This window comes from Burkholderia sp. YHN3-13 (genome assembly GCF_055810675.1).
On the sequence record NZ_JBVVNQ010000017.1, the window covers coordinates 67,438 to 88,946 of the forward strand.

At 68.5% G+C, this 21,509-nt stretch carries 19 protein-coding genes; 5 read left to right on the forward strand and 14 right to left on the reverse strand.

The genetic code is table 11. The features are described 5' to 3' along the window. Nucleotides 1–6: 6 nt before the first annotated feature. On the reverse strand, nt 7–861 hold the full coding sequence (locus tag AC0KUR_RS29340; protein WP_034190750.1) for a sulfurtransferase: 855 nt from the start codon (nt 859–861) through the stop codon (nt 7–9). Between the two features lie 216 nt (nt 862–1,077). On the opposite strand from AC0KUR_RS29340, the gene dnaE reads away from it, so the two are divergent. The 3 genes from dnaE (at nt 1,078) to AC0KUR_RS29355 (ending at nt 7,347) form a co-directional block, all read left to right on the forward strand. Next, nucleotides 1,078–4,611, forward strand: coding sequence for a DNA polymerase III subunit alpha (dnaE, locus tag AC0KUR_RS29345; RefSeq protein ID WP_034190751.1), 3,534 nt, complete (start codon nt 1,078–1,080; stop codon nt 4,609–4,611). A 308-nt stretch (nt 4,612–4,919) separates the two neighbouring features. Beyond that, nucleotides 4,920–6,005: a glycosyltransferase family 9 protein gene (locus tag AC0KUR_RS29350; protein ID WP_473376759.1), complete on the forward strand. Its 1,086-nt coding sequence runs from the start codon at nt 4,920–4,922 to the stop codon at nt 6,003–6,005. 163 nt (nt 6,006–6,168) lie between these two features. Beyond that, nucleotides 6,169–7,347, forward strand: coding sequence for a glycosyltransferase family 9 protein (locus AC0KUR_RS29355; RefSeq protein WP_059558138.1), 1,179 nt, complete (start codon nt 6,169–6,171; stop codon nt 7,345–7,347). 133 nt (nt 7,348–7,480) lie between these two features. Here AC0KUR_RS29355 and AC0KUR_RS29360 read toward each other — a convergent pair whose 3' ends face one another. The 3 genes from AC0KUR_RS29360 to AC0KUR_RS29370 form a co-directional block, all read right to left on the reverse strand. Next, complete coding sequence (locus tag AC0KUR_RS29360; RefSeq protein WP_034190754.1) at nt 7,481–8,761, reverse strand: O-antigen ligase family protein; 1,281 nt, start codon at nt 8,759–8,761, stop codon at nt 7,481–7,483. 136 nt (nt 8,762–8,897) lie between these two features. Continuing rightward, nucleotides 8,898–9,740 (reverse strand): glycosyltransferase family 2 protein, encoded by an 843-nt coding sequence (locus AC0KUR_RS29365; protein ID WP_069705570.1) that lies wholly within the window; start codon nt 9,738–9,740, stop codon nt 8,898–8,900. A gap of 123 nt (nt 9,741–9,863) precedes the next feature. Beyond that, nucleotides 9,864–10,616, reverse strand: coding sequence for a glycosyltransferase family 2 protein (locus AC0KUR_RS29370; protein ID WP_034190756.1), 753 nt, complete (start codon nt 10,614–10,616; stop codon nt 9,864–9,866). 225 nt (nt 10,617–10,841) lie between these two features. Here AC0KUR_RS29370 and msbA point away from each other — a divergent pair, with 225 nt between their 5' ends. Together msbA and AC0KUR_RS29380 are read left to right on the forward strand one after the other, a co-directional pair. After that, complete coding sequence (msbA, locus tag AC0KUR_RS29375; RefSeq protein ID WP_034190757.1) at nt 10,842–12,593, forward strand: lipid A export permease/ATP-binding protein MsbA; 1,752 nt, start codon at nt 10,842–10,844, stop codon at nt 12,591–12,593. Nucleotides 12,594–12,687: 94 nt separating this feature from the next. Further along, nucleotides 12,688–13,068 carry an RcnB family protein gene (locus AC0KUR_RS29380; protein ID WP_034190758.1) on the forward strand — a complete coding sequence of 127 codons (381 nt, stop codon included), beginning with the start codon at nt 12,688–12,690 and terminating at the stop codon, nt 13,066–13,068. A gap of 56 nt (nt 13,069–13,124) precedes the next feature. Here the strand turns inward: AC0KUR_RS29380 and AC0KUR_RS29385 are convergent, their stop codons facing one another. The 10 genes from AC0KUR_RS29385 to hemF form a co-directional block, all read right to left on the reverse strand. Further along, nucleotides 13,125–13,691 (reverse strand): FUSC family protein, encoded by a 567-nt coding sequence (locus tag AC0KUR_RS29385; protein ID WP_473376760.1) that lies wholly within the window; start codon nt 13,689–13,691, stop codon nt 13,125–13,127. Nucleotides 13,692–13,732: 41 nt separating this feature from the next. Continuing rightward, nucleotides 13,733–14,995 (reverse strand): MFS transporter, encoded by a 1,263-nt coding sequence (locus tag AC0KUR_RS29390; protein WP_034190760.1) that lies wholly within the window; start codon nt 14,993–14,995, stop codon nt 13,733–13,735. Then, nucleotides 14,992–15,954: a PRC-barrel domain-containing protein gene (locus AC0KUR_RS29395; protein ID WP_034190761.1), complete on the reverse strand. Its 963-nt coding sequence runs from the start codon at nt 15,952–15,954 to the stop codon at nt 14,992–14,994. Before AC0KUR_RS29395 ends, AC0KUR_RS29390 begins: the two co-directional genes overlap by 4 nt. Before the next feature lie 267 nt (nt 15,955–16,221). Continuing rightward, the gene (locus tag AC0KUR_RS29400) at nt 16,222–16,557 is read right to left on the reverse strand and encodes a YggL 50S ribosome-binding family protein (RefSeq protein ID WP_034190762.1); all 336 of its coding nucleotides are present in this window, start codon (nt 16,555–16,557) and stop codon (nt 16,222–16,224) included. 127 nt (nt 16,558–16,684) lie between these two features. Then, entirely contained in the window at nt 16,685–18,154 is a 1,470-nt protein-coding gene (gene rng / locus AC0KUR_RS29405) for a ribonuclease G (RefSeq protein ID WP_034190763.1), read from the reverse strand. An 8-nt stretch (nt 18,155–18,162) separates the two neighbouring features. Next, the gene (locus AC0KUR_RS29410) at nt 18,163–18,795 is read right to left on the reverse strand and encodes a Maf family protein (protein WP_034190764.1); all 633 of its coding nucleotides are present in this window, start codon (nt 18,793–18,795) and stop codon (nt 18,163–18,165) included. Nucleotides 18,796–18,846: 51 nt separating this feature from the next. After that, a complete protein-coding gene (gene rlmH, locus AC0KUR_RS29415; protein WP_006484265.1) occupies nt 18,847–19,317 on the reverse strand; it encodes a 23S rRNA (pseudouridine(1915)-N(3))-methyltransferase RlmH in 471 nt (156 codons plus the stop codon). 18 nt (nt 19,318–19,335) lie between these two features. Further along, nucleotides 19,336–19,785, reverse strand: coding sequence for a ribosome silencing factor (gene rsfS / locus AC0KUR_RS29420; protein WP_034190765.1), 450 nt, complete (start codon nt 19,783–19,785; stop codon nt 19,336–19,338). A gap of 4 nt (nt 19,786–19,789) precedes the next feature. Further along, entirely contained in the window at nt 19,790–20,539 is a 750-nt protein-coding gene (locus tag AC0KUR_RS29425; protein ID WP_404824005.1) for a nicotinate-nucleotide adenylyltransferase, read from the reverse strand. Beyond that, entirely contained in the window at nt 20,530–21,453 is a 924-nt protein-coding gene (gene hemF / locus AC0KUR_RS29430; protein ID WP_034190766.1) for an oxygen-dependent coproporphyrinogen oxidase, read from the reverse strand. Before hemF ends, AC0KUR_RS29425 begins: the two co-directional genes overlap by 10 nt. Nucleotides 21,454–21,509 lie beyond the last annotated feature (56 nt).

Below are 21,509 nucleotides of genomic sequence, written 5' to 3' on the forward strand. Positions count from 1 at the left end.
GCGCGCTTACGCGGCGCTGGCTGCCTGCGCGCAGGCCGGGCACGACTTGCCGGGCACGTAGCTCGGCGATTGTTGCGCTTCCGGCGTGACGACCGCGCGGCATGCGAAGCAGGTGACGTTCTCGGTCGGCTGGAGTTGCGGGTTCAGCGCGGTGCGGTAGTCGAACACGAAGCAGTCGCCGTGATAGTGCGCGCCGCCGACTTCCTCGAAGTACTTCAGGATCCCGCCTTCGAGCTGGTACACGTTCTCGATGCCGATTTCCTTCATGTGGATCGCGGCCTTCTCGCAGCGGATGCCGCCGGTGCAGAACGACACGACCGTCTTGCCTTCGAGGTCGGCGCGGTTCGCGTCGATCACTTCGGGGAATTCGCTGAACTTGTCGATCCGGTAGTCGAGCGCGTTGTCGAACGTGCCGACGTCGACCTCGAACGCGTTGCGCGTGTCGAGCATCACGACCGGGCGCCCCGTGTCGTCGTGGCCGCGGTCGAGCCACGCCTTCAGCGTGTGCGCGTCGACGAACGGCGCACGGCCGAGCTCCGGCTTGATCGCGGGTTTCTTCATCGTGATGATCTCGCGCTTCAGGCGCACGAGCATGCGGCGGAACGGCTGCGAGTCGGACAGGCTTTCCTTGAACTGCAGCGACGCGAACTTGCCTTCGAACAGCGGATCGTGGCGGAGGTACGCGATGAACGCGTCGGTGGCGTCGCGCGTGCCGGCGATGAACAGGTTGATGCCTTCCGGGGCGAGCAGGATCGTGCCGCGCAGGCCGAGTTCGTTGCAACGGGCGGTGACGAGCGGGCGCCATTGTTCGTTCGCGTCGAGCGACACGAAGTGGTAGGCGGCGAGGTTGACGATGGTCATGATGGTCCGACGGGAAAACGGCCGCACGGCGGCCCGCAAAATAGGGTGCGAAGCCGGGGCGTTGATTCGAAAACCCGTATTATCCCGCAAACCGCGCGGGCATCGGCACCCGGCTGTCCGGCCGGTCGCGCGACGTGTCGCCGCGCGCATCGGCCGAACGGCCGGCGCGGGGATTTTTTGGGCAGCCTGCGCGGCGGGGCGGCTACAATAGCGCCCATGTCAGATCCCCGCTTCGTCCATCTTCGCGTTCACTCCGAATTCTCGATTGCCGACGGCATCGTGCGCATTGACGACATCGTCAAGGCGGCGGCCGCGGACGGTCAGGGCGCGCTCGCGCTCACCGATCTCGGCAACGCATTCGGCCTCGTCCGTTTCTACCAGGAAGCCCGCGGCAAGGGCATCAAGCCGATCGCCGGCTGCGACGTCTGGATCGCCAATCCCGACGATCGCGACAAGCCGTCGCGGCTGCTGCTGCTCGTCAAGGACAAGGTCGGCTACCTGAATCTCTGCGAGCTGCTGTCGAAGGCATGGCTCACGAACCAGTACCGCGGCCGCGCGGAACTCGACGCGAGCTGGCTCGATGGCCCGCTTTCGCAGGGGCTGCTCGCGCTGTCGGGCGCGCAGCAGGGCGACATCGGGCTCGCGCTGGCCGCCGGCAACGAGGACGCCGCGCGCCGTCACGCCGAGCGCTGGGCGAAGGTATTCCCGGGCGGCTTCTACATCGAGCTGCAGCGTTACGGCCAGCCGGGCGCGGAGGCGTACATCCAGCAGGCCGCGACGCTCGCCGCGGCGCTGAAGCTGCCGGTCGTCGCGACGCACCCGACGCAGTTCATGACCGACGACGATTTCACCGCGCACGAAGCGCGCGTGTGTATCTCGGAAGGCGACATCCTCGCGAATCCGCGGCGCCAGAAGCGGTTCACGACCGACCAGTACTTCCGCACGCAGGACGACATGGTCGCGCTGTTCGCCGACCTGCCGTCGGCGGTCGCGAACACGGTCGAGATCGCGAAGCGCTGCAACCTGAAGCTCGAGCTCGGCAAGCCGAAGCTGCCGCTGTTCCCGACGCCCGACGGCATGTCGCTCGACGACTACCTCGTCCAGCTGTCGAAGGAAGGGCTCGAGACCCGTCTCGCGCAGCTGTATCCGGTCGAAGCCGAGCGCGACGCGCAGCGCGACACCTACTACAAGCGCCTCGAATTCGAGTGCGGGACCATCACGAAGATGGGCTTTCCCGGCTACTTCCTGATCGTCGCGGACTTCATCAACTGGGCAAAGAACAACGGCGTGCCGGTCGGCCCGGGCCGCGGCTCGGGCGCCGGTTCGCTGGTCGCGTATGCGCTCGGCATTACCGATCTCGATCCGCTGCGCTACAACCTGCTGTTCGAGCGCTTCCTGAACCCGGAACGCGTGTCGATGCCCGACTTCGACATCGACTTCTGCCAGCACGGCCGCGATCGCGTGATCCAGTACGTGAAGGAAAAATACGGCGCGGACGCCGTGTCGCAGATCGCCACCTTCGGCACGATGGCCGCGAAGGCAGCCGTGCGCGACATCGGCCGCGTGCTCGACCTCGGCTACATGTTCACCGACGGCGTCGCGAAGCTGATCCCGTTCAAGCCGGGCAAGCACGTGACCATCGCCGACGCGATGAAGGAAGAGCCGCAGCTTCAGGAGCGCTACGACCACGAGGACGAAGTCCACCAGCTGCTCGATCTCGCGCAGCGCGTCGAGGGCCTCACGCGTAACGTCGGGATGCACGCGGGCGGCGTGCTGATCGCGCCCGGCAAGCTGACCGATTTCTGCCCGCTGTACACGCAGGGCGACGAAGGCGGTGTCGTCAGCCAGTACGACAAGGACGACGTCGAAGCCGTCGGCCTCGTGAAGTTCGACTTTCTGGGTCTCACGACGCTGACGATCCTCGACTGGGCCGAGCGCTACATTCGCCGCCTCGATCCGTCGAAGGCCGACTGGTCGCTCGCGCAGGTGCCGCTCGACGATCCGGCTTCGTTCCAGATCCTGAAGAAGGCCAACACGGTCGCGGTGTTCCAGCTGGAAAGCCGCGGAATGCAGGGCATGCTGAAGGATGCGCAGCCCGACCGCTTCGAGGACATCATCGCGCTCGTGTCGTTGTACCGTCCGGGCCCGATGGACCTGATCCCGAGTTTCTGCGCACGGAAGCACGGCCGCGAGAAGGTCGAGTATCCGGATCCGCGCGTCGAACCCGTCCTGAAAGAGACCTACGGCATCATGGTCTATCAGGAGCAGGTGATGCAGATGGCGCAGATCATCGGCGGCTACTCGCTCGGCGGCGCCGACTTGCTGCGTCGCGCGATGGGCAAGAAGAAGCCCGAGGAGATGGTCAAGCACCGCGAGATCTTCGCCGAGGGTGCGGCGAAGAACGGCCTCTCGCGCGAGAAGTCCGACGAGATCTTCGACCTGATGGAGAAGTTCGCGGGCTACGGCTTCAACAAGTCGCACGCGGCTGCCTACGCACTGCTCGCGTATTACACCGCGTGGCTGAAGGCGCACCATCCGGCCGAATTCATGGCGGCCAACATGACGCTCGCGATGGACGACACCGACAAGGTGAAGATCCTGTTCGACGACTGCGTCGTGAACAACCTCGCCGTGCTGCCGCCCGACATCAACCAGTCGCATTACCGGTTCGAGCCGGTCGCCGAAGCCGACGGCAAGCGTTCGCGCACGATTCGCTACGGCCTCGGCGCGGTGAAGGGCAGCGGCCAGAACGCGATCGAGGAAATCCTGCGCGCTCGCGAGGAGAAGGCGTTCACCGACCTGTTCGACTTCTGCGAACGGATCGACCGTCGCGTCGTCAATCGCCGCACGGTCGAGGCGCTGATCCGCGCCGGCGCGTTCGACTCGCTGAATGCGAACCGCGCGCAGCTGATCGCGTCGGTGCCGCTCGCGATGGAAGCGGCCGACCAGGCCGAGGCGAACGCGATGCAGGCCGGCCTGTTCGACATGGGCGCCGAGTCGCCGCACGCGCATGCGCTCGTCGACGAGCCCGCCTGGGACGACAAGCGCCGCCTGCAGGAGGAAAAGGGGGCGCTCGGCTTCTACCTGTCCGGCCACCTGTTCGACGCATATCGTGACGAAGTGCGCCGCTTCGTGCGGCAGAAGGTCGGCGACCTGAAGGAGGGGCGCGACAAGCTCGTCGCGGGCATCATCGCGTCGCTGCGCACCCAGATGACCCAGCGCGGCAAGATGCTGATCGCGCTGCTCGACGACGGGTCGGGCCAGTGCGAGATCACGATCTTCAACGAACAGTTCGAGGCCAACAAGGCGCTGTTCAAGGAAGACGAGCTGCTGATCGTGCAGGGGCAGGCGCGCAATGACGCGTTCACCGGCGGCATCCGCTTCACGGCCGATACCGTGATGGATCTCGAACGCGCACGCAGCCGTTATGCGCAGGCCGTGCGGCTGACGATGAACGGCAACGCCGACGCAGTCGCGCTGCGCCGCGTGCTCGAGCCGCACGTGTCGAAGGACGATCCGGCGGCCGCGACCGCGGTCGAAGCGCCGGCGCCGCGCGGCGGCGGGCGCGATGGCGGCCGTCGCCCGCAGGCGCCGCTGCCGAACGGGCTCGCGGTCCAGATCCAGTACAGCAATGCGCGGGCGCAAGGCGAAATGCGTCTGGGCGACGCGTGGCGCGTGAAGCCGAGCGACGTGCTGCTCGCGGAACTGCGCGCGGCGTTCGACGGCAGCGTCGTCGAAATCACGTACTGATCGCGTCCTGTTTAGACGGCTGTCGCGACAGACGGCCCGGCGCATCGCCATCGCGCGGTGCGGCGGGCCGTTTTCTTTCATCCGAGGGTAATCGGGCCTTGGGCCGGTCATCCGGACGCTATACAATCGCGCGCTGGCCGCATGTATGCGGCGCCTGCCGCGGGTTCGCGCGGCGAACGGCACCGCCGTCGTGTTGTCGTGTGCATGCACGGGGGCGGTCTGCGGGACGCGCGACAGGATCACCCTGGATCGGGATGCCGTGGAACGGCCCGTCGCGACGATAAAAAACTGACTGTCACCACATGACCATGGCCAATCGGAACCCGACGCGGCGGATCCTCGTGATCCGGATCGATTTTCTCGGCGACATGCTGTGTACAACGGCATTTCTCGGCGCGCTGAAGGCGCGTTGGCCCGGTGCGGAGCTCCATGTGGTCGCGAACCGCTACAATGCGGCCGCGCTGGCCGGCAACCCGGACGTGCACGCGGTCCACACCTACGTGTACAGCCGCCAGTGCGAGCGCAACGACCGTCCCGGGCGGATGCGCGCATTCTTCGACCGGCTGCGGCTCGTGCGCCGCCTGCGTCGCCTGCGGTTCGACCTCGTGGTCGTCCCGAACGGCGGCATGCATCGCAGCAGCATGCAGTTCGCGCGCCAGCTTCGCGCGAAGGATTGCCGCTGGCACGATGCCGACAGCGAATTCGACGATCGCAAGCCCGAGCACGTTGCGCAGCGGCAGATGTGTCACGAGGCGCTGTCGGGTTTCCGGCTGGTGCCCGAACTGGGCCGTGCCGATCTCGACCGCCTCGAACTGTCGGTTCATCCCGACTGTACGCTGCAGGACACGTGGTACCGCCTGCTCGGCGCGCGCACGAAGCCGCGCGTCGGATTGTTCGTGTCGAACAAGGCGGTCGAGCGCCGCTGGCCCGCGGACCGCTGGCGCGACCTCGGCCTGCGGCTTGCACCGTGCGCCGACGTGATCGTGTTCCGCGACCCGGCGATCGGCACGTGCGGCGAGGACGATGCGTGGCGCGACGTGAATGCGCGGCACGTGGCGCCGTCGTCGGTTGCCGAACTGATGGCTGCCGCGAGCCTGCTCGACGTGATCGTGTCGGCCGACAGCGCGCCCGTGCATCTCGCGTCGGCGCTCGGCGTGCCGGTCGCCGCGCTGTTCGAGGACCGCCCCGAGAAATACCTGCGCTGGCACCCGCTCGGCGTGCCGCATGTGATCCTGCGCGCCGGCGCGACCGTCGACGCGATCGGCGTCGACGCGGTCGAGCGGGCGGTGCGCCATCTGCTGCCGCGGGCCGGCCATCGCGACGAGCCGGTGGCCGCTGCGGGACACGAGCAGCCGGCTGCCGCCGCGCCCGCGATCGCGACGATCGCGTCGTAGCGGGCGCACCCAACCGGCGCTGACGGTGGGCGCGGCCCGCCGGCGGGGCCGCATCAGGGCCGTTTCGGGACGGCATGCACGGCCGGTGCGCCACGCTGCGCCGGCTGCGGCAAAATCCTGTACATTGCCAGCCTTGTTCAGCCAGCTAGACAGATCGATCGCCGTGGCCCTGTTTTCTTCTGCCCGCCCGCCCAGAACCATCCTCGTTGCCGCGCCGCGCCGGATCGGCGACGTCCTGCTGACGACGCCGCTCGTCCGTTCGCTGAAGGCCCGCTGGCCGGATGCGCAGATCGACATGCTGGTATTTCGCGGCACCGAGGGGGTGCTCGAGCACAATCCCGACGTACGCCGCGTGATCGTCGTCGCGCAGCGAGCGGGATTCCGCGAGCGGCTGCGTGACGCGTTGTCGATGTGGCGCCGCTACGATCTCGCGTGCGCGGCGCTGAGTTCCGACCGGCCGCGTTTCTACAGCTGGTTCGCCGGCCGCAAGCGGGTCGGCCTCGTCGATCCGGATCGTGTCACATGGCTCACGCGAATGATGCTGAACGGGATCGCGATCAATCATCACGCATCCGCGCATACGGTCGTCAGCACGCTCGCACTCGCGCCGGTGATCGGCATCGAGCCGGTGTCCGAGGTCGTTGCGCCCGGCATCGGCGACGATCCCGCGCGGCGCGCGCGCTTCGACGCGCGGCTCGCGGAGTCGCCGGCGATTCGCGCCGGCAAGCCGCTGGTCGTCCTGCATCCGTATCCGATGTTCCGCTACAAGCAATGGCGGCTCGACGGCTGGGTCGAGATGATCGGCTGGCTGCGCGAGCACGGCTTCGCGGTCGCGCTGTCGGGCGGGCCGGCGGACAGCGAACGCGAGTATGCGGAGCAGGTCGCGGCCGAAGCGGGCGGCGACGTGCTCAACTTGGTCGGCCGGCTGACGTTCGGCGAGAGCGCGGAGCTCGTGCGGCGCGCGCGCCTCTTCATCGGGCCCGACACCGGCGCGACCCACGTGGCGGCCGCGACGGGCACCGACACGATCGCGCTGTTCGGCCCGTCCGATCCGGTGCGCTGGGGGCCGTGGCCGCAGCACTGGCCCGCGACCGAGAATCCCTGGCCGTTGCGCGGCTCGGGACGGCACGGGAACGTATGGCTGCTGCAGGGGGAGGGCGATTGCGTGCCGTGCCGGCACGAAGGCTGCGAGCGCAAGGTCGACAGCCGCAGCGACTGCCTCGCCAATCTCGGCGCGCAGCGCGTGAAGGCCGCGGCGGCCGAGATGCTCGGGCTGAATCCGCCGGGTGCGGCCCACGCGATCGTCGACACGTCGCGACTGCCTCGCGCCGGGTCCGACTGACGCGCGCGCGAGGCGCGCGCTTTTCCGCTTTCGAAGGGGCGCCGTGCCGAGGCGGCGCAGCCCGCTCGCGTCGGCGTGATGTGCGGGCGCTGCCGCCGGAGCGGGCCGGCAGCGGAACCCGTTTCGTCATGCGTTACGCGCTGCGCCGGATCGCCGACGTTTCGCGCGGCAACGCCTCGCTGCGTTCGCCGCAACCGAGCAGGATGCCGGCCAGCAGCACGATCAGGTGCCCTTCGGCGAAATCGAGCAGCAGCGAGTTCGCGAGACTGCCGATCGCGAAGATCGCGAGCCACCCGAGCAGCAGGTGCCGCGAGCGCGGATCGAGCGCGCGGCTGCCGCGCGCGATCTGCACGATCAGGTTGACGAACAGCAGCAGGCCGACCGAGCCGAGCTGGACGGCCATCAGCAGGTATTCGTTGTGCGGGTTCGACGTGAGCTGGCCTTCGGCCGCCGTCTTGCCGGCCGAGAGCTTCTGGAACTCGACCTCGAGGCCGCCCGCACCGTAGCCGATCACGGGGCGCTGGCTGAACAGCTCGAGCCCTCTCTTGTACCATTCGAGGCGCAGGCCGGATGACGTGACGGCATCGCTCTGCCGATATTGCTGCACTTCCGTCACGACCTCCGCGAGCCGGCCGTTGTGAACCGTACACGCTGCGACGACGAGTGCAATGCCGGACAGGACGAGCACGCCGGCGGCCAGCCCGGCGCGCAGCGCCGACTGCCGACGCAGCAACAGCACGAAACGCACCGCGACAACGAGAATCAGCAGTAGCGCGATGACCTGCCCCGTGCGTCCCTGCAGCATCACGAACACGTTGACGAGCGTCCATGCGGCGACAACCGCATAGGCAATGCGCGACAGCGCCGTGCGAGCCGCCAGCGCGAGATCCGCAGCCTGGTAGAACAGCAGTGCGCCGAACATGCCGGCGGCGATGTGGTTCTTGAACACCCACGCGCGCGATACCGGCAGCGCGGACGCATACGCGGGCCCGATCGCGGTCAACCCGAGATAGTTGGTCGTCGACAGCAACAGGATGACGCACAGCGTGCCGAACCAGCAGCGCTGCACGATCGGCGCCCAGTTCGAATGACGGAACGCGAGCACGGCAAATGGCAGCAACAGCAGCTTGTCGTACTTCGCGACCCAGTTCCACGCCTTGTTGTGCGGCGCGATCGTGTACGTGACGCTGACGGCCAGCGCCGCGAGGATCAGCAGTGCCGCGAGCGAAGCCGGATCGGTGAAGAACGAGCGCAGGTTGCGCCAGAATTCGGGAGAGATCACGAGCGCGGCGGCGAACAGCCCGCAGAACACATTGGTCAGCGCGGTCGAGACGGGCACCATGCAGAGCGCGGCAACGGCGAATGCGCGTGCGGCGGTCAGGCGCCGCGAGGCGGGAGCGGAAAACGAAAGCATCGGAACCTGTCGAATGGACGAATGCGGCTGGCGGACATCCTGCTGCACGTCGCCGCGCGTCCCGACAAGAGATTCGGGACGAACCGCAAAGTATACGCGAAGCGGGACGGGTTTCCGTGTCGTTTTCGGGGCCCGATCAGCTGAAGGCGCGCTTGATCCGCGAGCGCAGCAGCGCGCGCTTCAGGCGGCCTTCCACGGCCGGCGTGTCGAGCGTGATGTTCGGGCCGGCGGGCTCGCCGCGATGCAGGTAGTAGCGGTCGAACGTCGCCTGGGTCATGCCCCATTTATTGAGAAACTGGCGGCGGCCGTCGTTCTTGACGATCTTGCCCGTGCTTTTCTGCTGGAAGTGATAGACGAGGCTGTCGCCGACGCCGAGGAAGATCCGGCAGCCGGCGTCCCAGAATTTCATCGAGAAGTCGTTGTCGCTGCTCATGCCGGGCGACAGTTCGCTGCTGTAGCCGCCAATGCGGTTCCACCAGTCGCGGTGCACGAGCGTCGGCGGCCAGGTCGACCCGAGCCAGTCCGCGCGGGCGAGCTTCGGCGTCGCGGCGACGAGGCCCGCCGCGTCGAATTGCTCGGCGTCACGGCCGAAATTGCTGACGACGACGCACGGGTTGCGCGTGTCGACCGGCTCGACCATCGTGCCCGACAGCATGAAGAGATCGGTCGGCATCTGCTCGATACGGCGCACGAGGGCCGTGTCCCAGCCGGGGCAGCAGAACATGTCGTCGTTCATGTAGACGACGTAATCGCGCGTCGCCCGGGCGGCGGCCAGGTTCACCGCATGGCAGATGCCGATATTGGCCGGTGACGCGGTGTGTTCGATGCCTTCGCCGCGCACCCAGTCGAGCGTGCCGTCCGAGCCGTCGTTCACGTGCACGATGATCTGGTGATCGTACGCGGAGTAGCGGCGCAGGCTGTCGACGACGAGCTTGAGGTACGGCAGGTTGTTCCAGGTCGGAATGATGATGGAGAACATGGCGGTCGGATTCGGTGGTCGTCGTGGCGGGCGGCGGCGCCTTCGGGCGGGCACGCGCGGCGCGGGCAGCCCGGCATTGTAACGCCGGGCCGCCCGCACGCCGGCGGTGTGCGGGGCGGGCGCTCAGCGCGCGGCTTCGTGGCCGAGCTTCAGGAAGCGGTAATACACGGTTTCCGCGTTGAAGACGGCGATCATGAAGCCGGCGCGACCGTCGAGGAACCCGCGCCGCAGCACGTAGGTGCGCACGAACGCCCACGCGCCGCGCGCGAGCGCCTTGCCGAAGCCGCCGCGCTGGCCGGCCGCGCGGCGCTGGCGCGCGCCGGCCGTCGAATACGCGTCGAGCTTGCGCACGACGGTCTCGAAGTCCTCGTACGAATAGTGCATCAGCTTGCCGGCCAGGCGCTGCGCGGCGCCGTCGAACACGAGGCGCTCGTGCACGAGGTCGTCCGAGAACCGCGCGGTGCCGCGCCGGAACAGGCGCGGCACCCAGTCCGGATACCAGCCGCTGTGATGGATCCACTGGCCGCAGAAGCTCGACAGCCGGTCGACCGCATAGACCTGCGCGGCCGGCGCGCGGATCGCGTCGCGAATCGACCGGGCGAGTTCCGGCGTGACGACTTCGTCGGTATCGAGCGACAGGATCCAGTCGGTGCCGAGCGCGTCGAGCGCGCGGTTCTTCTGCGGGCCGAAGCCCGGCCAGTCGCGCTCGACGATCACGCGCGCGCCGTGCGCCTGCGCGATCGCGACGGTATCGTCGGTGCTGCCGCCGTCGATGACGACGACGTCGTCGGCGAACGACAGCGCGCCGAGGCACTGCGCGAGCCGCGCGGACGCGTTGAGGGCGATGAGGGCGACGCCGAGGGAGGGTTCAGCCATGAAATCGTCGGAAAGGCGGTGAAATCGGTGAGCGGCAGTATACCCGCGGCCCGGCCGCCGGCCGCATCGTCCCTGCCCGTGCCGGCGGGGGCGGTGCGGCTATAATGTTGGGCCCTTTTAGGCACCCGCCCGACAGGGGCGAACGCCCGGGCGGCCACGCGCCGGGCGCCGCATCGCGGCTCAAGAAGGATTGCCTTGGAAACCCAGAACACACTTCGCAAACCGATGGACGGCACCGGCACCTCGCCGGTCACGGTCCTCAAGCGCCTGTGGCCGTACATCCGGCCGCTGATCGGCATCGTGGTGCTCGCCGTGATGACGATGGGCGTCGTCGCGGCCACCGAGGCCGGTATCCCGGCGCTGCTCAAGCCGCTGCTCGACCACGGTTTCGGCGCGCACGGCAGCGACAACGCGAAATGGTACGTGCCGATCGCGGTGATCGGCCTCGCGCTCGTGCGCGGCGTGTCGCAGTACACGTCGAATTACCTGCTCAACTACGTATCGAACCGCATCCTGCTGCAACTGCGGCTCGAGATGTTCCAGCGGATGCTCCACACCGGCGCGTCGTTCTTCCAGCGCGAAACCGCCAGCACGGTGATCAACGCGATCGTGTTCGAGGTCAACCAGATCCTGTCGGTGCTGACCGGCGTGATGGTCACGCTCGTGCGCGATTCGCTGACCGTGATCTTCCTGCTCGGCTATCTGTTCTACCTGAACTGGCGGCTCACGCTGATCGTCGCGGTGATCCTGCCCGGCATCGGCTGGCTCGTCAGCAAGATCAACCGCCGCCTGCGCCGCCTGAACCGCGAGCACCAGACGCTCACCAACGAGCTGTCGTACATCGTCGAGGAGACGGTCGGCGGCTACAAGGTCGTCAAGGTGCACAACGGCGAAGCGTACGAGATGGACCGCTTCACGACGATGAGCAAGCGCCTGCGCGGCTACGCGATGCGCATGACGATCTCGGGCGGCCTCGCGCAGCCGCTCACGCAGTTCCTCGCGTCGATCGCGCTCGCGGTCGTGATCACGATCGCGGTCGTGCAGTCGTCGAACGACCAGACGACGGTCGGCGGTTTCGTCGCGTTCGTCACGTCGATGCTGCTGGTGATCTCGCCGCTCAAGCACCTGATCGACGTCAACCAGCCGCTGCAGCGCGGGATGACGGCCGCCGAGCTGATCTTCGGGCTGATCGACGAGCCGGCCGAACCGCAGGGCGGCGGCCGGCCGCTGGCGCACGCGCGCGGCGAGATCGAATTCCGCAACGTGTCGTTCGACTACGGCGCGGCCGAACGGCCGACGCTCGACCGGATCTCGTTCAAGGTCGCGCCGGGCGAGATGATCGCGCTGGCCGGCCCGTCCGGCAGCGGCAAGACGACGCTCGTGAACCTGCTGCCGCGCTTCTTCGACCCGACCGACGGTGCGATCCTGGTCGACGGCGTGCCGGTTTCCGACTACGACCTCCATGCGCTGCGCGGCCAGATGGCGATGGTCAGCCAGGACGTCGTGCTGTTCAACGACACGATCGCCGCGAACGTCGCGTACGGGCAGACGCCCGATCGCGCGCGCGTGCAGGCCGCACTCGAGGCCGCCAACCTCGCCGATGCGGTCGCCGCGATGCCCGAGGGCCTCGACACGCTCGTCGGCGGCAACGGGATGCGGCTGTCCGGCGGCCAGCGCCAGCGGCTCGCGATCGCGCGCGCGATCTACAAGGACGCGCCGATCCTGATCCTCGACGAAGCGACGTCGGCGCTCGACTCGGAATCGGAGCGCCACGTGCAGGCCGCGCTCGAACGGCTGATGGAAGGCCGCACGACGCTCGTGATCGCGCACCGGCTGTCGACGATCGAGCGTGCGGATCGCATCCTCGTGCTCGAGGCCGGCAAGATCGTCGAGGAGGGCAGCCATGACGAACTGCTGCGCCACGGCGGCCTCTACGCGCACCTGCACCGGATCCAGTACCAGCAGCAGGCCGCGTAACGCGCGGTCATGCGGCCGCGCGGTGCCGTGTGCTAGTCTTCATCGGGCAGTTCGAGTGGTTTCGTTCGACGTGACGACACGGAGGGAGAGCGCGATGAGGAAGATGCACGGGATGATGCTGGCCGCGATGATCGCGGCGGGTTGCGCCGCGCCGGCCGCGATGGCGCAGGACCACGGCAACCACGACGACCGGGGCGGCCACGGCATGCAGCATGGCCACGGCCCGAAACACATGCCGCCCGGCCAGATGCGCCATGAGGACGACGTGCCGCCGCGCTGGGCCGACCAGCCGCGCCGCGAGTGGCACAAGGGCGACCGGCTTCCCCCCGAATTCCGCGATCGCCAGTACGTGATCGACGACTGGCGCGGCTATCGCCTGAGCCCGCCGCCGCGCGGCTATCAATGGGTTGGCGTCGGCGGGGATCACCTGCTGGTGCAGATCGGTTCCGGCATCGTGCTGCGGATCGGCGACTGACCTTGCCGAGCGCCCGGCACGTATCGCGATGCCGCGATGCGCGCCGGGCAGCCGCGTCACTTCGCTTGCGCGCGGCGGAACCAGCGCCGCTCGATTCTCGACATCACCCAGCACACGCCCAGCGCACAGACGGTGCCGAGCGTCACTTCGCCGAGCCGCATCAGCGGGACGTCCCACAGCGGGCCGTTGCCCGGGAACAGCATCACGATCGTCGCGGTCACGCCGCCGAGCCGTGCCGCGCTGCCGACGTTCAGGCACCAGCAGCAGACGATCACGACCGCGACCGTGATCGCATACGTGACGAGGCGATCGCCGCCGACCGCCGCACCGGCGAAGCCCAGCATGCCGCCGACCATTGCGCCGATGAACTGGTCGCGCGACAGCGACATCGTGTCCGAGTAGTTGTGCTGCGTGACGGCGATCGCGGTGATCGCCGCCCATACGGCCTGCTCGGTATGCATCGCGCGGCCGATCGCATACGCGAGGCACGCGCCGCAGACGGCCTGGAGCGCCATCAGCCCGCCTTGCGCGAGCCGTTCGCTGAATGACAGCCCCTTGAACAGATCGAAGATCGACTGCTGGATCTGCTGGCGGGCTTCGTTGAGTGTCCTGATCGTATCCATCGTGAGTCGGCCAAGAAGCGGGTAACGGCGGCGCGCCGCGTTCAGTGCGCCTGTTCGGGCGAGGCGGCAGCCGGCTCGTCGGCCGCCGCCTCGCCGTTTGCGACACGCGTTTCGGGCATCACGAGCCAGACCAGCAGCACCGCGAGCGCGCCGGCGCCCGCGAGCCCGAAGAAGCTGACCGCGTTGCCGAAGTGATCGGCGACGTAGCCGGCCGCGGCCGTGCTGAGGGTCGCGCCGATTCCGGCCGCGAGCCCGAACAGCCCGATGCACAGGTTGTAGCGGCCCTTGCCGCCCGCGACGTCGGCCGCGATCAGCGGCAGCATCACGCCGAACACGGCGGCGCTGATGCCGTCGAGCATCTGCACCGGCACGAGCAGGTACGGGCTGCTCACGCCGGCGAACAGCAGCGCGCGCACGGGCAGCGCGGAGAAGCCGAGCAGCAGGATCGGCCGGCGCCCCCAGCGTTGCGCGGAGCGGCCGACCCACGGCGACAGCATCGCGACGATCGCCTGCGGCACGATGATGCACGCGGCGATCACGAGCTGCACGTTTTCGCCCATCCCGGCCGTGACTTCGCCGGCCGCGAGGTTCAGCATCGCCGCGTTCGACAGGTGGAACAGCACGACGCACGCCGCGAAGATCAGCATCCGGCGGTCGCGCAGCAGTTCGAGCAGCGTTTCGCGTTCGCCGGCTTCGTCGTGGTGATCGTCGGGCTTCGACGATTGCGGGATCACTTCGTGGGTCGGCTGGATCATCGCGAGCGCGAACAGCGCGGGCAGCGCCAGCACGGCGGTCAGCCAGAACACCGCGCGCGCGGAGAAGTATTCGCCGGTGAGCCCCATCAGGCCTGCCGCGACCGCACTGCCGATCGATGCCCAGCGCGCGTTGCGGCCGAGCCGGTCGCCGAGGTCGGCGCGGCCGACGAGCGAGAACGAGATCGCGGCCATCGCCGGCACGAGCATGCAGCTCGCGAAACCGTGGAACACCTCGGCGGCGATCACCGGCACGATCGTCGGGCTCGACGCGAGCAGCACCGCCGACAGGATGATGGCTGCGATCGCCCAGGCGGCCGCGCCTTTCTTGTTCTTCAGCGCATCGACGGCCGCGCCGCCCGGCACCTGGCTGACCATCGCGCTGATCGTGCCGATCGACAGCACCATGCCGATTTCGCCCTGCGTCCACTTGTGCGATGCGAGGTAGGACGCGATGAACGGGCCGAAGCCGGTTTGAACGTTTGCAACGAAGAAGTTGAGCCAGTCGAGGGACCGCAGACTGCGTACGCTGACGGAATGCTTGATCGTCATCGGGCAGCACTCGCAGAGGAAGCCGGGGCTGGCGCGACGGGCGGGTAGACCGCGACGACCGGCTTGTCGGCCGCGTAGGGCGGCGACGCCTTGATCTGCGCGTCGTTCAGGTCGAGCTGCGGGTGCAGCGCCTTGTCGCGCGTGACGAAGCGCAGCGCGCCCCAGCTCGCGGCGATCGAGCGGCGGTCGGTATTGACGAGGCCGCCGAGGTCGAGCACGACCGCCTGCGGCTGCGCGGCGCGGTCGATCAGCACGTCGACGATGCGGCCGATCTTCGTGCCGTTCGGGCGCTCGACGTCGCTGTCGAGCATCGGCAGCCGCGTCGCGGGCGACGCCGCGGCCGAACCCGACAGCGGCACGGCCTTCGGCCGCGCGGCCGGCGGCAGGTCGCCCGACGGCACGTCGAGCACGATCGGCTCCTGTTTGCCGCCCGGCGTGAAGCGGAACACGTTCCACGGGAAGACGACCTTGCGGTCGCCGACGCCCATGAAGCCCTGCAGGTTGACGATCATCTCGCGCGGCTTGCCGCTTCCGTCCACCACCATGTCGACCGCGCGACCGACCACCTTGCCGTTGCGGCGCGCGACTTCACTGTCGAGCAGCGCGTGGATCTGGGTGCGGTCGAGCGGGCGCGTCGCGACGATCGGCGGGGGCGGCGGCGGTGGCGGTGTCGGCGATTCGGGCCGCTGCACGGGCTTCGGCCGCGTCACTTCGCGGTGCGGCTTCTTCGGTGCTTCCGGTGCCTCGGGTTGCGTCGGCGCCGGCACGGGCGGCATCGTCAGCGGCTCGCCGGCGGTTTCCTCGATGGGCTCGACGAGCGCCTCGCTGATCGGCGCGGGCGGGTTCTGGACCGGCAGCAACCCGCAGCCGGACAGCAGCGCGACGGCGGCGAGAATCAGGAAGACCGTCGAGGACGGCAACGACTTGCGGGATGCGGGAAACGGAAGTCCGCCGCTCATTGACACTCACTCCATGGGTCGGGGGCGGCCCGAGGGCACGCGGCTGGCGATGGATGGCGGGTGCGGGCGGCGCACCACGCGAGGTGAGAGTTTAACGTGTCTTGCTTTCAGGACCGATTTCGACGGCTTGTCGCAGGCTGACCGTCGGGAAAAGGAAGGGGTCGGTGGCGGGCGAGGTGAAGCGAAGCGTGGCGCCGCGGCGCCCGGTCATCGGCGACGATGCGGGCGCCGCGCATGGCCCGATGCGCGGCGCAGGAAACCGGAAGGTCAGGCGTCCGGATACCACGCGTCGGTGAAATCGCTGACCTTGACGTCCGTCAGTTCCGGACGGGCGGCCAGCCAGCCGCGCACGAGCTCGCGATCGGCGTCGGTCGTCGTGCCGCGCGGCGCGCCGGAGATCACGTAGGCGCCGATGCCTTCGTCCGCGGATGCGACGGTCATCAGCCCGTTCGCCTCGACGAAGTCGATGAACGCGTCGATCAGTTCGCCGCGCGCGAGATCGGTCATGTCGTTGCGGTAGTGCGCGGTGGCGTTGAACGCGAGTTCCTGGAACTCGCCGATGTGGAGTTTCTTGCGCTGGCGGCGGTTGTGGCCTTGGCTCATGGTGGGTGATGAATGCGAAAAGGGGTGAATGAAAGGGCGGCGGCGGGCGCCGGCGCGACAGGCGCGAGCGGCCCGGGCACCGCATCCGGACGCCGCGCGGCGATGCCGGCGGCGCAGGGGCGGAGCGCTACATCAGCACGATATCGTACTGCTCCTGACTCAAATTCGACTCGACCTGCAGCGATACCGGCTTGCCGATGAAGTCGATCAGCATCGCGAGATGCTGCGACTCTTCATCGAGGAACAGGTCGATCACCTGCTGCGCGGCGATCACGCGGAATTCACGCGGATTGAACTGCCGCGACTCGCGCAGGATCTCGCGCAGGATGTCGTAGCACACGGTGCGCGACGTCTTGACCTGGCCCTTGCCCTGGCAGGTCGGGCACGGCTCGCACAGCACGTGCGCGAGCGATTCGCGCGTGCGCTTGCGCGTCATCTCGACGAGCCCGAGCTGCGAGAAGCCGTTGACCGTCACGCGCGTGCGGTCGCGCGACAGCGCCTTCTTCAACTCCGACAGCACCGCGTCGCGATGCTCGGCGTTCTCCATGTCGATGAAGTCGATGATGATGATCCCGCCGAGATTGCGCAGCCGCAGCTGGCGCGCGATCGTATGCGCGGCCTCGAGATTGGTCTTGAAGATCGTGTCGTCGAAGTTGCGGGCGCCGACGTAGCCGCCCGTGTTCACGTCGATCGTCGTCATCGCCTCGGTCTGGTCGATCATCAGGTAGCCGCCCGACTTCAGGTCGACGCGGCGCGACAGCGCACGCTGGATCTCCGTCTCGATGTTGTACAGATCGAACAGCGGCCGCTCGCCGGTGTAGTGGTGCAGCTTCGGGCTCACGGCCGGCGTGAACTCCCCCGCGAATTCCGCGAGGCGCTGGTACGTCTCGCGCGAATCGACCTGGATGCGCGTCGTGTCGTCGTTCGCGAAATCGCGCAGCACGCGCTGCGCGAGATCGAGATCCTGGTACAGCAGGCTCGTCGCCGGCAAGCGCTGCGCCTGCGCGACGATCGTCGCCCACGTCTTGCGCAGGTACGTGACGTCGCCGGCCAGTTCGTCGGAGGTCGCATCCTCGGCGATCGTGCGCACGATGTAGCCGCCTTTCTCGTCCGGTGGGATCACGGCCGTCAGGCGCGCACGCACGGCCTCGCGCTCGGCTTCGCTCTCGATCTTCTGCGAGATGCCGATATGCGGCTCCTGCGGCAGGTAGACGAGCGTGCGGCCCGCGATACTGACCTGCGTCGACAGCCGCGCGCCCTTCGTGCCGATCGGATCCTTGATCACCTGGACCATCAGCGTCTGGCCTTCGAACACGATCTTCTCGATCGGCTGGTGCGGCGTGCCCGACTGCGGTTCGCCGGCGAGGCGTGGATGCCAGATATCGGCGACGTGCAGGAATGCCGCGCGCTCGAGGCCGATGTCGATGAACGCCGACTGCATGCCCGGCAGCACGCGCACGACCTTGCCGAGATAGATGTTGCCGACCCGCCCGCGCGACAGCGTGCGCTCGACGTGAAGCTCCTGCACCGCGCCTTGCTGCACGAGTGCGACCCGCGTTTCCTGCGGCGTGAGGTTGATCAGGATTTCTTCGTTCATGGTGGGCTTCAGAAGGCGACACGCGCGGTGCGCAACAGCGCCGCGGTCTCAAAAAGGGGCAGACCCATGATACCCGAATGGGAACCGTCGATCCGCTCGATGAATTCGGCGGCGCGTCCCTGGATCGCATACGCGCCGGCCTTGCCGAACGGCTCGCCGGTTTCGACGTAACGCGCGTAGGCGTCGCGCGACGCGGCCGCGAAGCGTACCGACGAGCGCGACAGCGCGGGCGGCAGCAGTTCGCCGCCGGCATCGATCACGGCGACGGCGGTCAGCACCGCGTGTTCGCGGCCCGCGAGGCGCATGAGCATCGCGAGCGCGTCGTTCGCGTCGGCCGGCTTGCCGAGGATCGCGCCGTCGATCGTCACGGTCGTGTCGGCGACCAGCACCGGCGCGGCCGGCTTGCCGCTCGCGACGAGGCGCGCACGCGCGGCCTCGGCCTTCGCGATGGTCACGCGCCGCACGTAGGCGTCGGCGGCTTCGCCGGGCAGCTCGGCCTCGAGCGCTTCGGCATCTTCGTCGGGGCGCGGCAGCAGCAGTTCGAAGCGAACGCCGATCTGCTGCAGCAGCTCCTGGCGGCGCGGGCTTTGCGAAGCGAGGTAAAGGATCGGGAAAAGCGCGGGGGACGTGCTGGACGGCATGGTGTCGTTATCTCGGTGTGCGCGCGCAGCGCGCGTCTCGAGGACGACACGTCATGCGCGGTGGTAAGGGTGATTCTGCGTGATGCTCCACGCCCGGTAAAGCTGTTCGGCGAGCAGCACGCGCACCATCCCGTGCGGCAGCGTCATGCTCGAGATGCGCAGCAGTACGTCGGCGCGCGCTTTCAGTTCCGGATCGAGCCCGTCGGCGCCGCCGATCACGAACGCGACGTCGCGGCCGTCCTGCTGCCAGCCGGGCAGCGCCTGCGCGAGCTGCATCGTGGTCCAGTCGCGGCCGCGCTCGTCGAGCGCGACGAGGCGCGCGCCCTTCGGCAGCGCGGCTTCGATCTTCTGCCGCTCGGCCGCCATCACGCTTTCGGCGCTGCGGCCGCCCGAACGCAGTTCGGGCTTGATTTCGCGCAACTCGATGCGCAGCTCGGGCGGCATCCGCTTCGTGTATTCGTCGAAGCCGGATGCGATCCAGCCCGGCATCTTGTGGCCGACCGCGAGGATGAAAAGCTTCATCGGAACACGCGTGACGGCTTAACGGCGGCGGGCGGCCGTCTTGCGCGCCGGGCGTGCGGGCGCGGCTTCCTCGTCGTCCTCGTCGCCTTCGCTGGCCGTGGCAAAGCCGTTCGGGCCCTTGTCGCCGCCGAGCTTCATCCGCACGGGCTTGTCGCCCCAGATTTCCTCGAGGTTGTAGTACTGGCGCAGGGCCGGCTGCAGGATGTGCACGACCGCGTCGCCGCAATCGACCAGCACCCATTCGCCGGTGTCTTCGCCTTCGGAGCTGACGATGTCGCCGCCGGCTTCCTTGACCTTGTCGCGCACGCTCGAGGCGAGTGCCTTGGTCTGGCGGTTGGACGTGCCCGATGCGACGACCACGCGGTCGAACAGTTCGGTCAGGTGGCTGGTGTTGAACACCTTGATGTCTTGCGCCTTGACGTCTTCGAGGGCGTCGACGATCACGCGCTGCAGTTTGCGAATATCCATGGATTCAGGAATGGTAGAGGCGATGTTGAAGAATATAGGCCCATACGGCGGCTGGCACATGCTCGGCCGACGCATCGGGCATTTGCGCATGGCGCGCGATGCATTCGCGCAGGTGCGCGCGGATGTCGGTCGCGGCGATGTCGAACGAAAGGGTCGTATCGATCAGCAGGTGGCCGGCCGGCGTGGCCTGCAGCACGTCGGCGCCGGCCTGCCGCGCGGCGATTTCCCGCGCGACGTCCGGCGGCGCGGTGCCCAGGTCGAAACCCGGGCGCGTCGACACGCAGATGTGCGCGAAGTCGAACAGCTTGCGCCAGTCGCGCCACGTGTCGAGCCGCACGAGCTGGTCGGCGCCGATCAGCAGCGACAGCGAGGCATCCGCACCGATGCGCTCACGCCAGCGCGCGAGCGTCTCGACCGTGTAGGTTGGGCCGGCGTGCTCGATCTCGTCGGTGGCGACGGTCACGGTCACGCCCGGCAGGGACAGCGAGCCGGCGGCCGCGCGCGTCATCGCGAGCCGGTGCTCGGCGGCCGACACGTCGCGCTTCTGGTACGGCTGCCCGGCGGGCAGCAGCACGAGTTCGGTCAGGCCGAGCAACTCGGCGAACCGGCGCGCGAGCGCGAGATGGCCGTCGTGGATCGGGTCGAAAGTACCGCCCAGCAAGCCGATACGACGCGGCAGCGGGGCGGGGCGGGCGGTGGTGTCCAGAAACGCGTCCTTTCCTTGGGGCAGCGGGGCGCGCGGGCTCACACCCAGTCGCGCGGCACGATGAAGTCGCTGTACAGGCGCGCTTCGGGCGTTCCCGGCTCGGGCTGCCAGTTGTAGCGCCAGTTCGCGACCGGCGGCATCGACATCAGGATCGACTCGGTCCGGCCGCCGCTTTGCAGGCCGAACAGCGTGCCGCGGTCGAACACGAGGTTGAATTCGACGTAACGGCCGCGGCGATACGCCTGGAAGTCGCGCTCGCGCTCGCCGTACGGCAGCCCGGCGCGGCGTTCGACGATCGGCAGGTAGGCCTGCAGGAACGCATCGCCGACGCTTTGCATCAGGTCAAACGAGCGTTCGAAACCGGGCTCGGAGAAATCGTCGAAGAAGATCCCGCCGATGCCGCGCATTTCGTTGCGGTGCTTCAGGAAGAAATACTCGTCGCACCATTTCTTGAAGCGCGGGTAGAGTTCGGCGCCGAACGGGTCGAGCGCATCCTTGCAGGTCTGGTGGAAATGCCGCGCGTCGTCCTCGAAACCGTAAACGGGTGTCAGATCCATGCCGCCGCCGAACCAGAACACGGGCGCCTCGCCCGGTTTCGTCGCGATCAGCATCCGCACGTTCATGTGGACGGTCGGGCAGTACGGATTGCGCGGGTGCAGTACCAGCGACACGCCGAGCGCCTCGAAGCCGCGGCCCGCGAGCTGCGGGCGCGCCGCGCTCGCCGACGGCGGCAGCGCGTCGCCCGCGACGTCGGAAAAGCCGATCCCCGCGCGTTCGAACACGCGGCCGCCTTCGAGAATCCGCGTGCAGCCGCCGCCGCGCAGGCGTTCGGCCGGCCCGCGCTGCCACGTGTCGGTCGCGAGCGGCGTGCCGTCGAGCGCACCGAGCGCGTCGGCGATGCGTGTTTGCAGGCCCTGGAGGTACGTGCGCACGCGCGCCACGTCGTAGGTCGAATCGGTCATGTCTGGACTGGGCGCCCCCGCCCGAAGCGGGGGCCGTAAAAAAAGGCCTCTGCCGG

Coding starts and splice junctions, on each gene's coding strand:
- msbA (WP_034190757.1), top strand. CDS start 10,842: ATGGACGGCACCGGCACCTCGCCGGTCACGGTCCTCAAGCGCCTGTGG.
- AC0KUR_RS29410 (WP_034190764.1), bottom strand. CDS start 18,795: ATGCCGTCCAGCACGTCCCCCGCGCTTTTCCCGATCCTTTACCTCGCT.
- AC0KUR_RS29380 (WP_034190758.1), top strand. CDS start 12,688: ATGAGGAAGATGCACGGGATGATGCTGGCCGCGATGATCGCGGCGGGT.
- AC0KUR_RS29400 (WP_034190762.1), bottom strand. CDS start 16,557: ATGAGCCAAGGCCACAACCGCCGCCAGCGCAAGAAACTCCACATCGGC.
- AC0KUR_RS29385 (WP_473376760.1), bottom strand. CDS start 13,691: ATGGATACGATCAGGACACTCAACGAAGCCCGCCAGCAGATCCAGCAG.
- AC0KUR_RS29350 (WP_473376759.1), top strand. CDS start 4,920: ATGGCCAATCGGAACCCGACGCGGCGGATCCTCGTGATCCGGATCGAT.
- rng (WP_034190763.1), bottom strand. CDS start 18,154: ATGAACGAAGAAATCCTGATCAACCTCACGCCGCAGGAAACGCGGGTC.
- AC0KUR_RS29360 (WP_034190754.1), bottom strand. CDS start 8,761: ATGCTTTCGTTTTCCGCTCCCGCCTCGCGGCGCCTGACCGCCGCACGC.
- AC0KUR_RS29395 (WP_034190761.1), bottom strand. CDS start 15,954: ATGAGCGGCGGACTTCCGTTTCCCGCATCCCGCAAGTCGTTGCCGTCC.
- AC0KUR_RS29370 (WP_034190756.1), bottom strand. CDS start 10,616: ATGGCTGAACCCTCCCTCGGCGTCGCCCTCATCGCCCTCAACGCGTCC.
- dnaE (WP_034190751.1), top strand. CDS start 1,078: ATGTCAGATCCCCGCTTCGTCCATCTTCGCGTTCACTCCGAATTCTCG.
- rlmH (WP_006484265.1), bottom strand. CDS start 19,317: ATGAAGCTTTTCATCCTCGCGGTCGGCCACAAGATGCCGGGCTGGATC.
- hemF (WP_034190766.1), bottom strand. CDS start 21,453: ATGACCGATTCGACCTACGACGTGGCGCGCGTGCGCACGTACCTCCAG.
- AC0KUR_RS29340 (WP_034190750.1), bottom strand. CDS start 861: ATGACCATCGTCAACCTCGCCGCCTACCACTTCGTGTCGCTCGACGCG.
- AC0KUR_RS29390 (WP_034190760.1), bottom strand. CDS start 14,995: ATGACGATCAAGCATTCCGTCAGCGTACGCAGTCTGCGGTCCCTCGAC.
- rsfS (WP_034190765.1), bottom strand. CDS start 19,785: ATGGATATTCGCAAACTGCAGCGCGTGATCGTCGACGCCCTCGAAGAC.
- AC0KUR_RS29365 (WP_069705570.1), bottom strand. CDS start 9,740: ATGTTCTCCATCATCATTCCGACCTGGAACAACCTGCCGTACCTCAAG.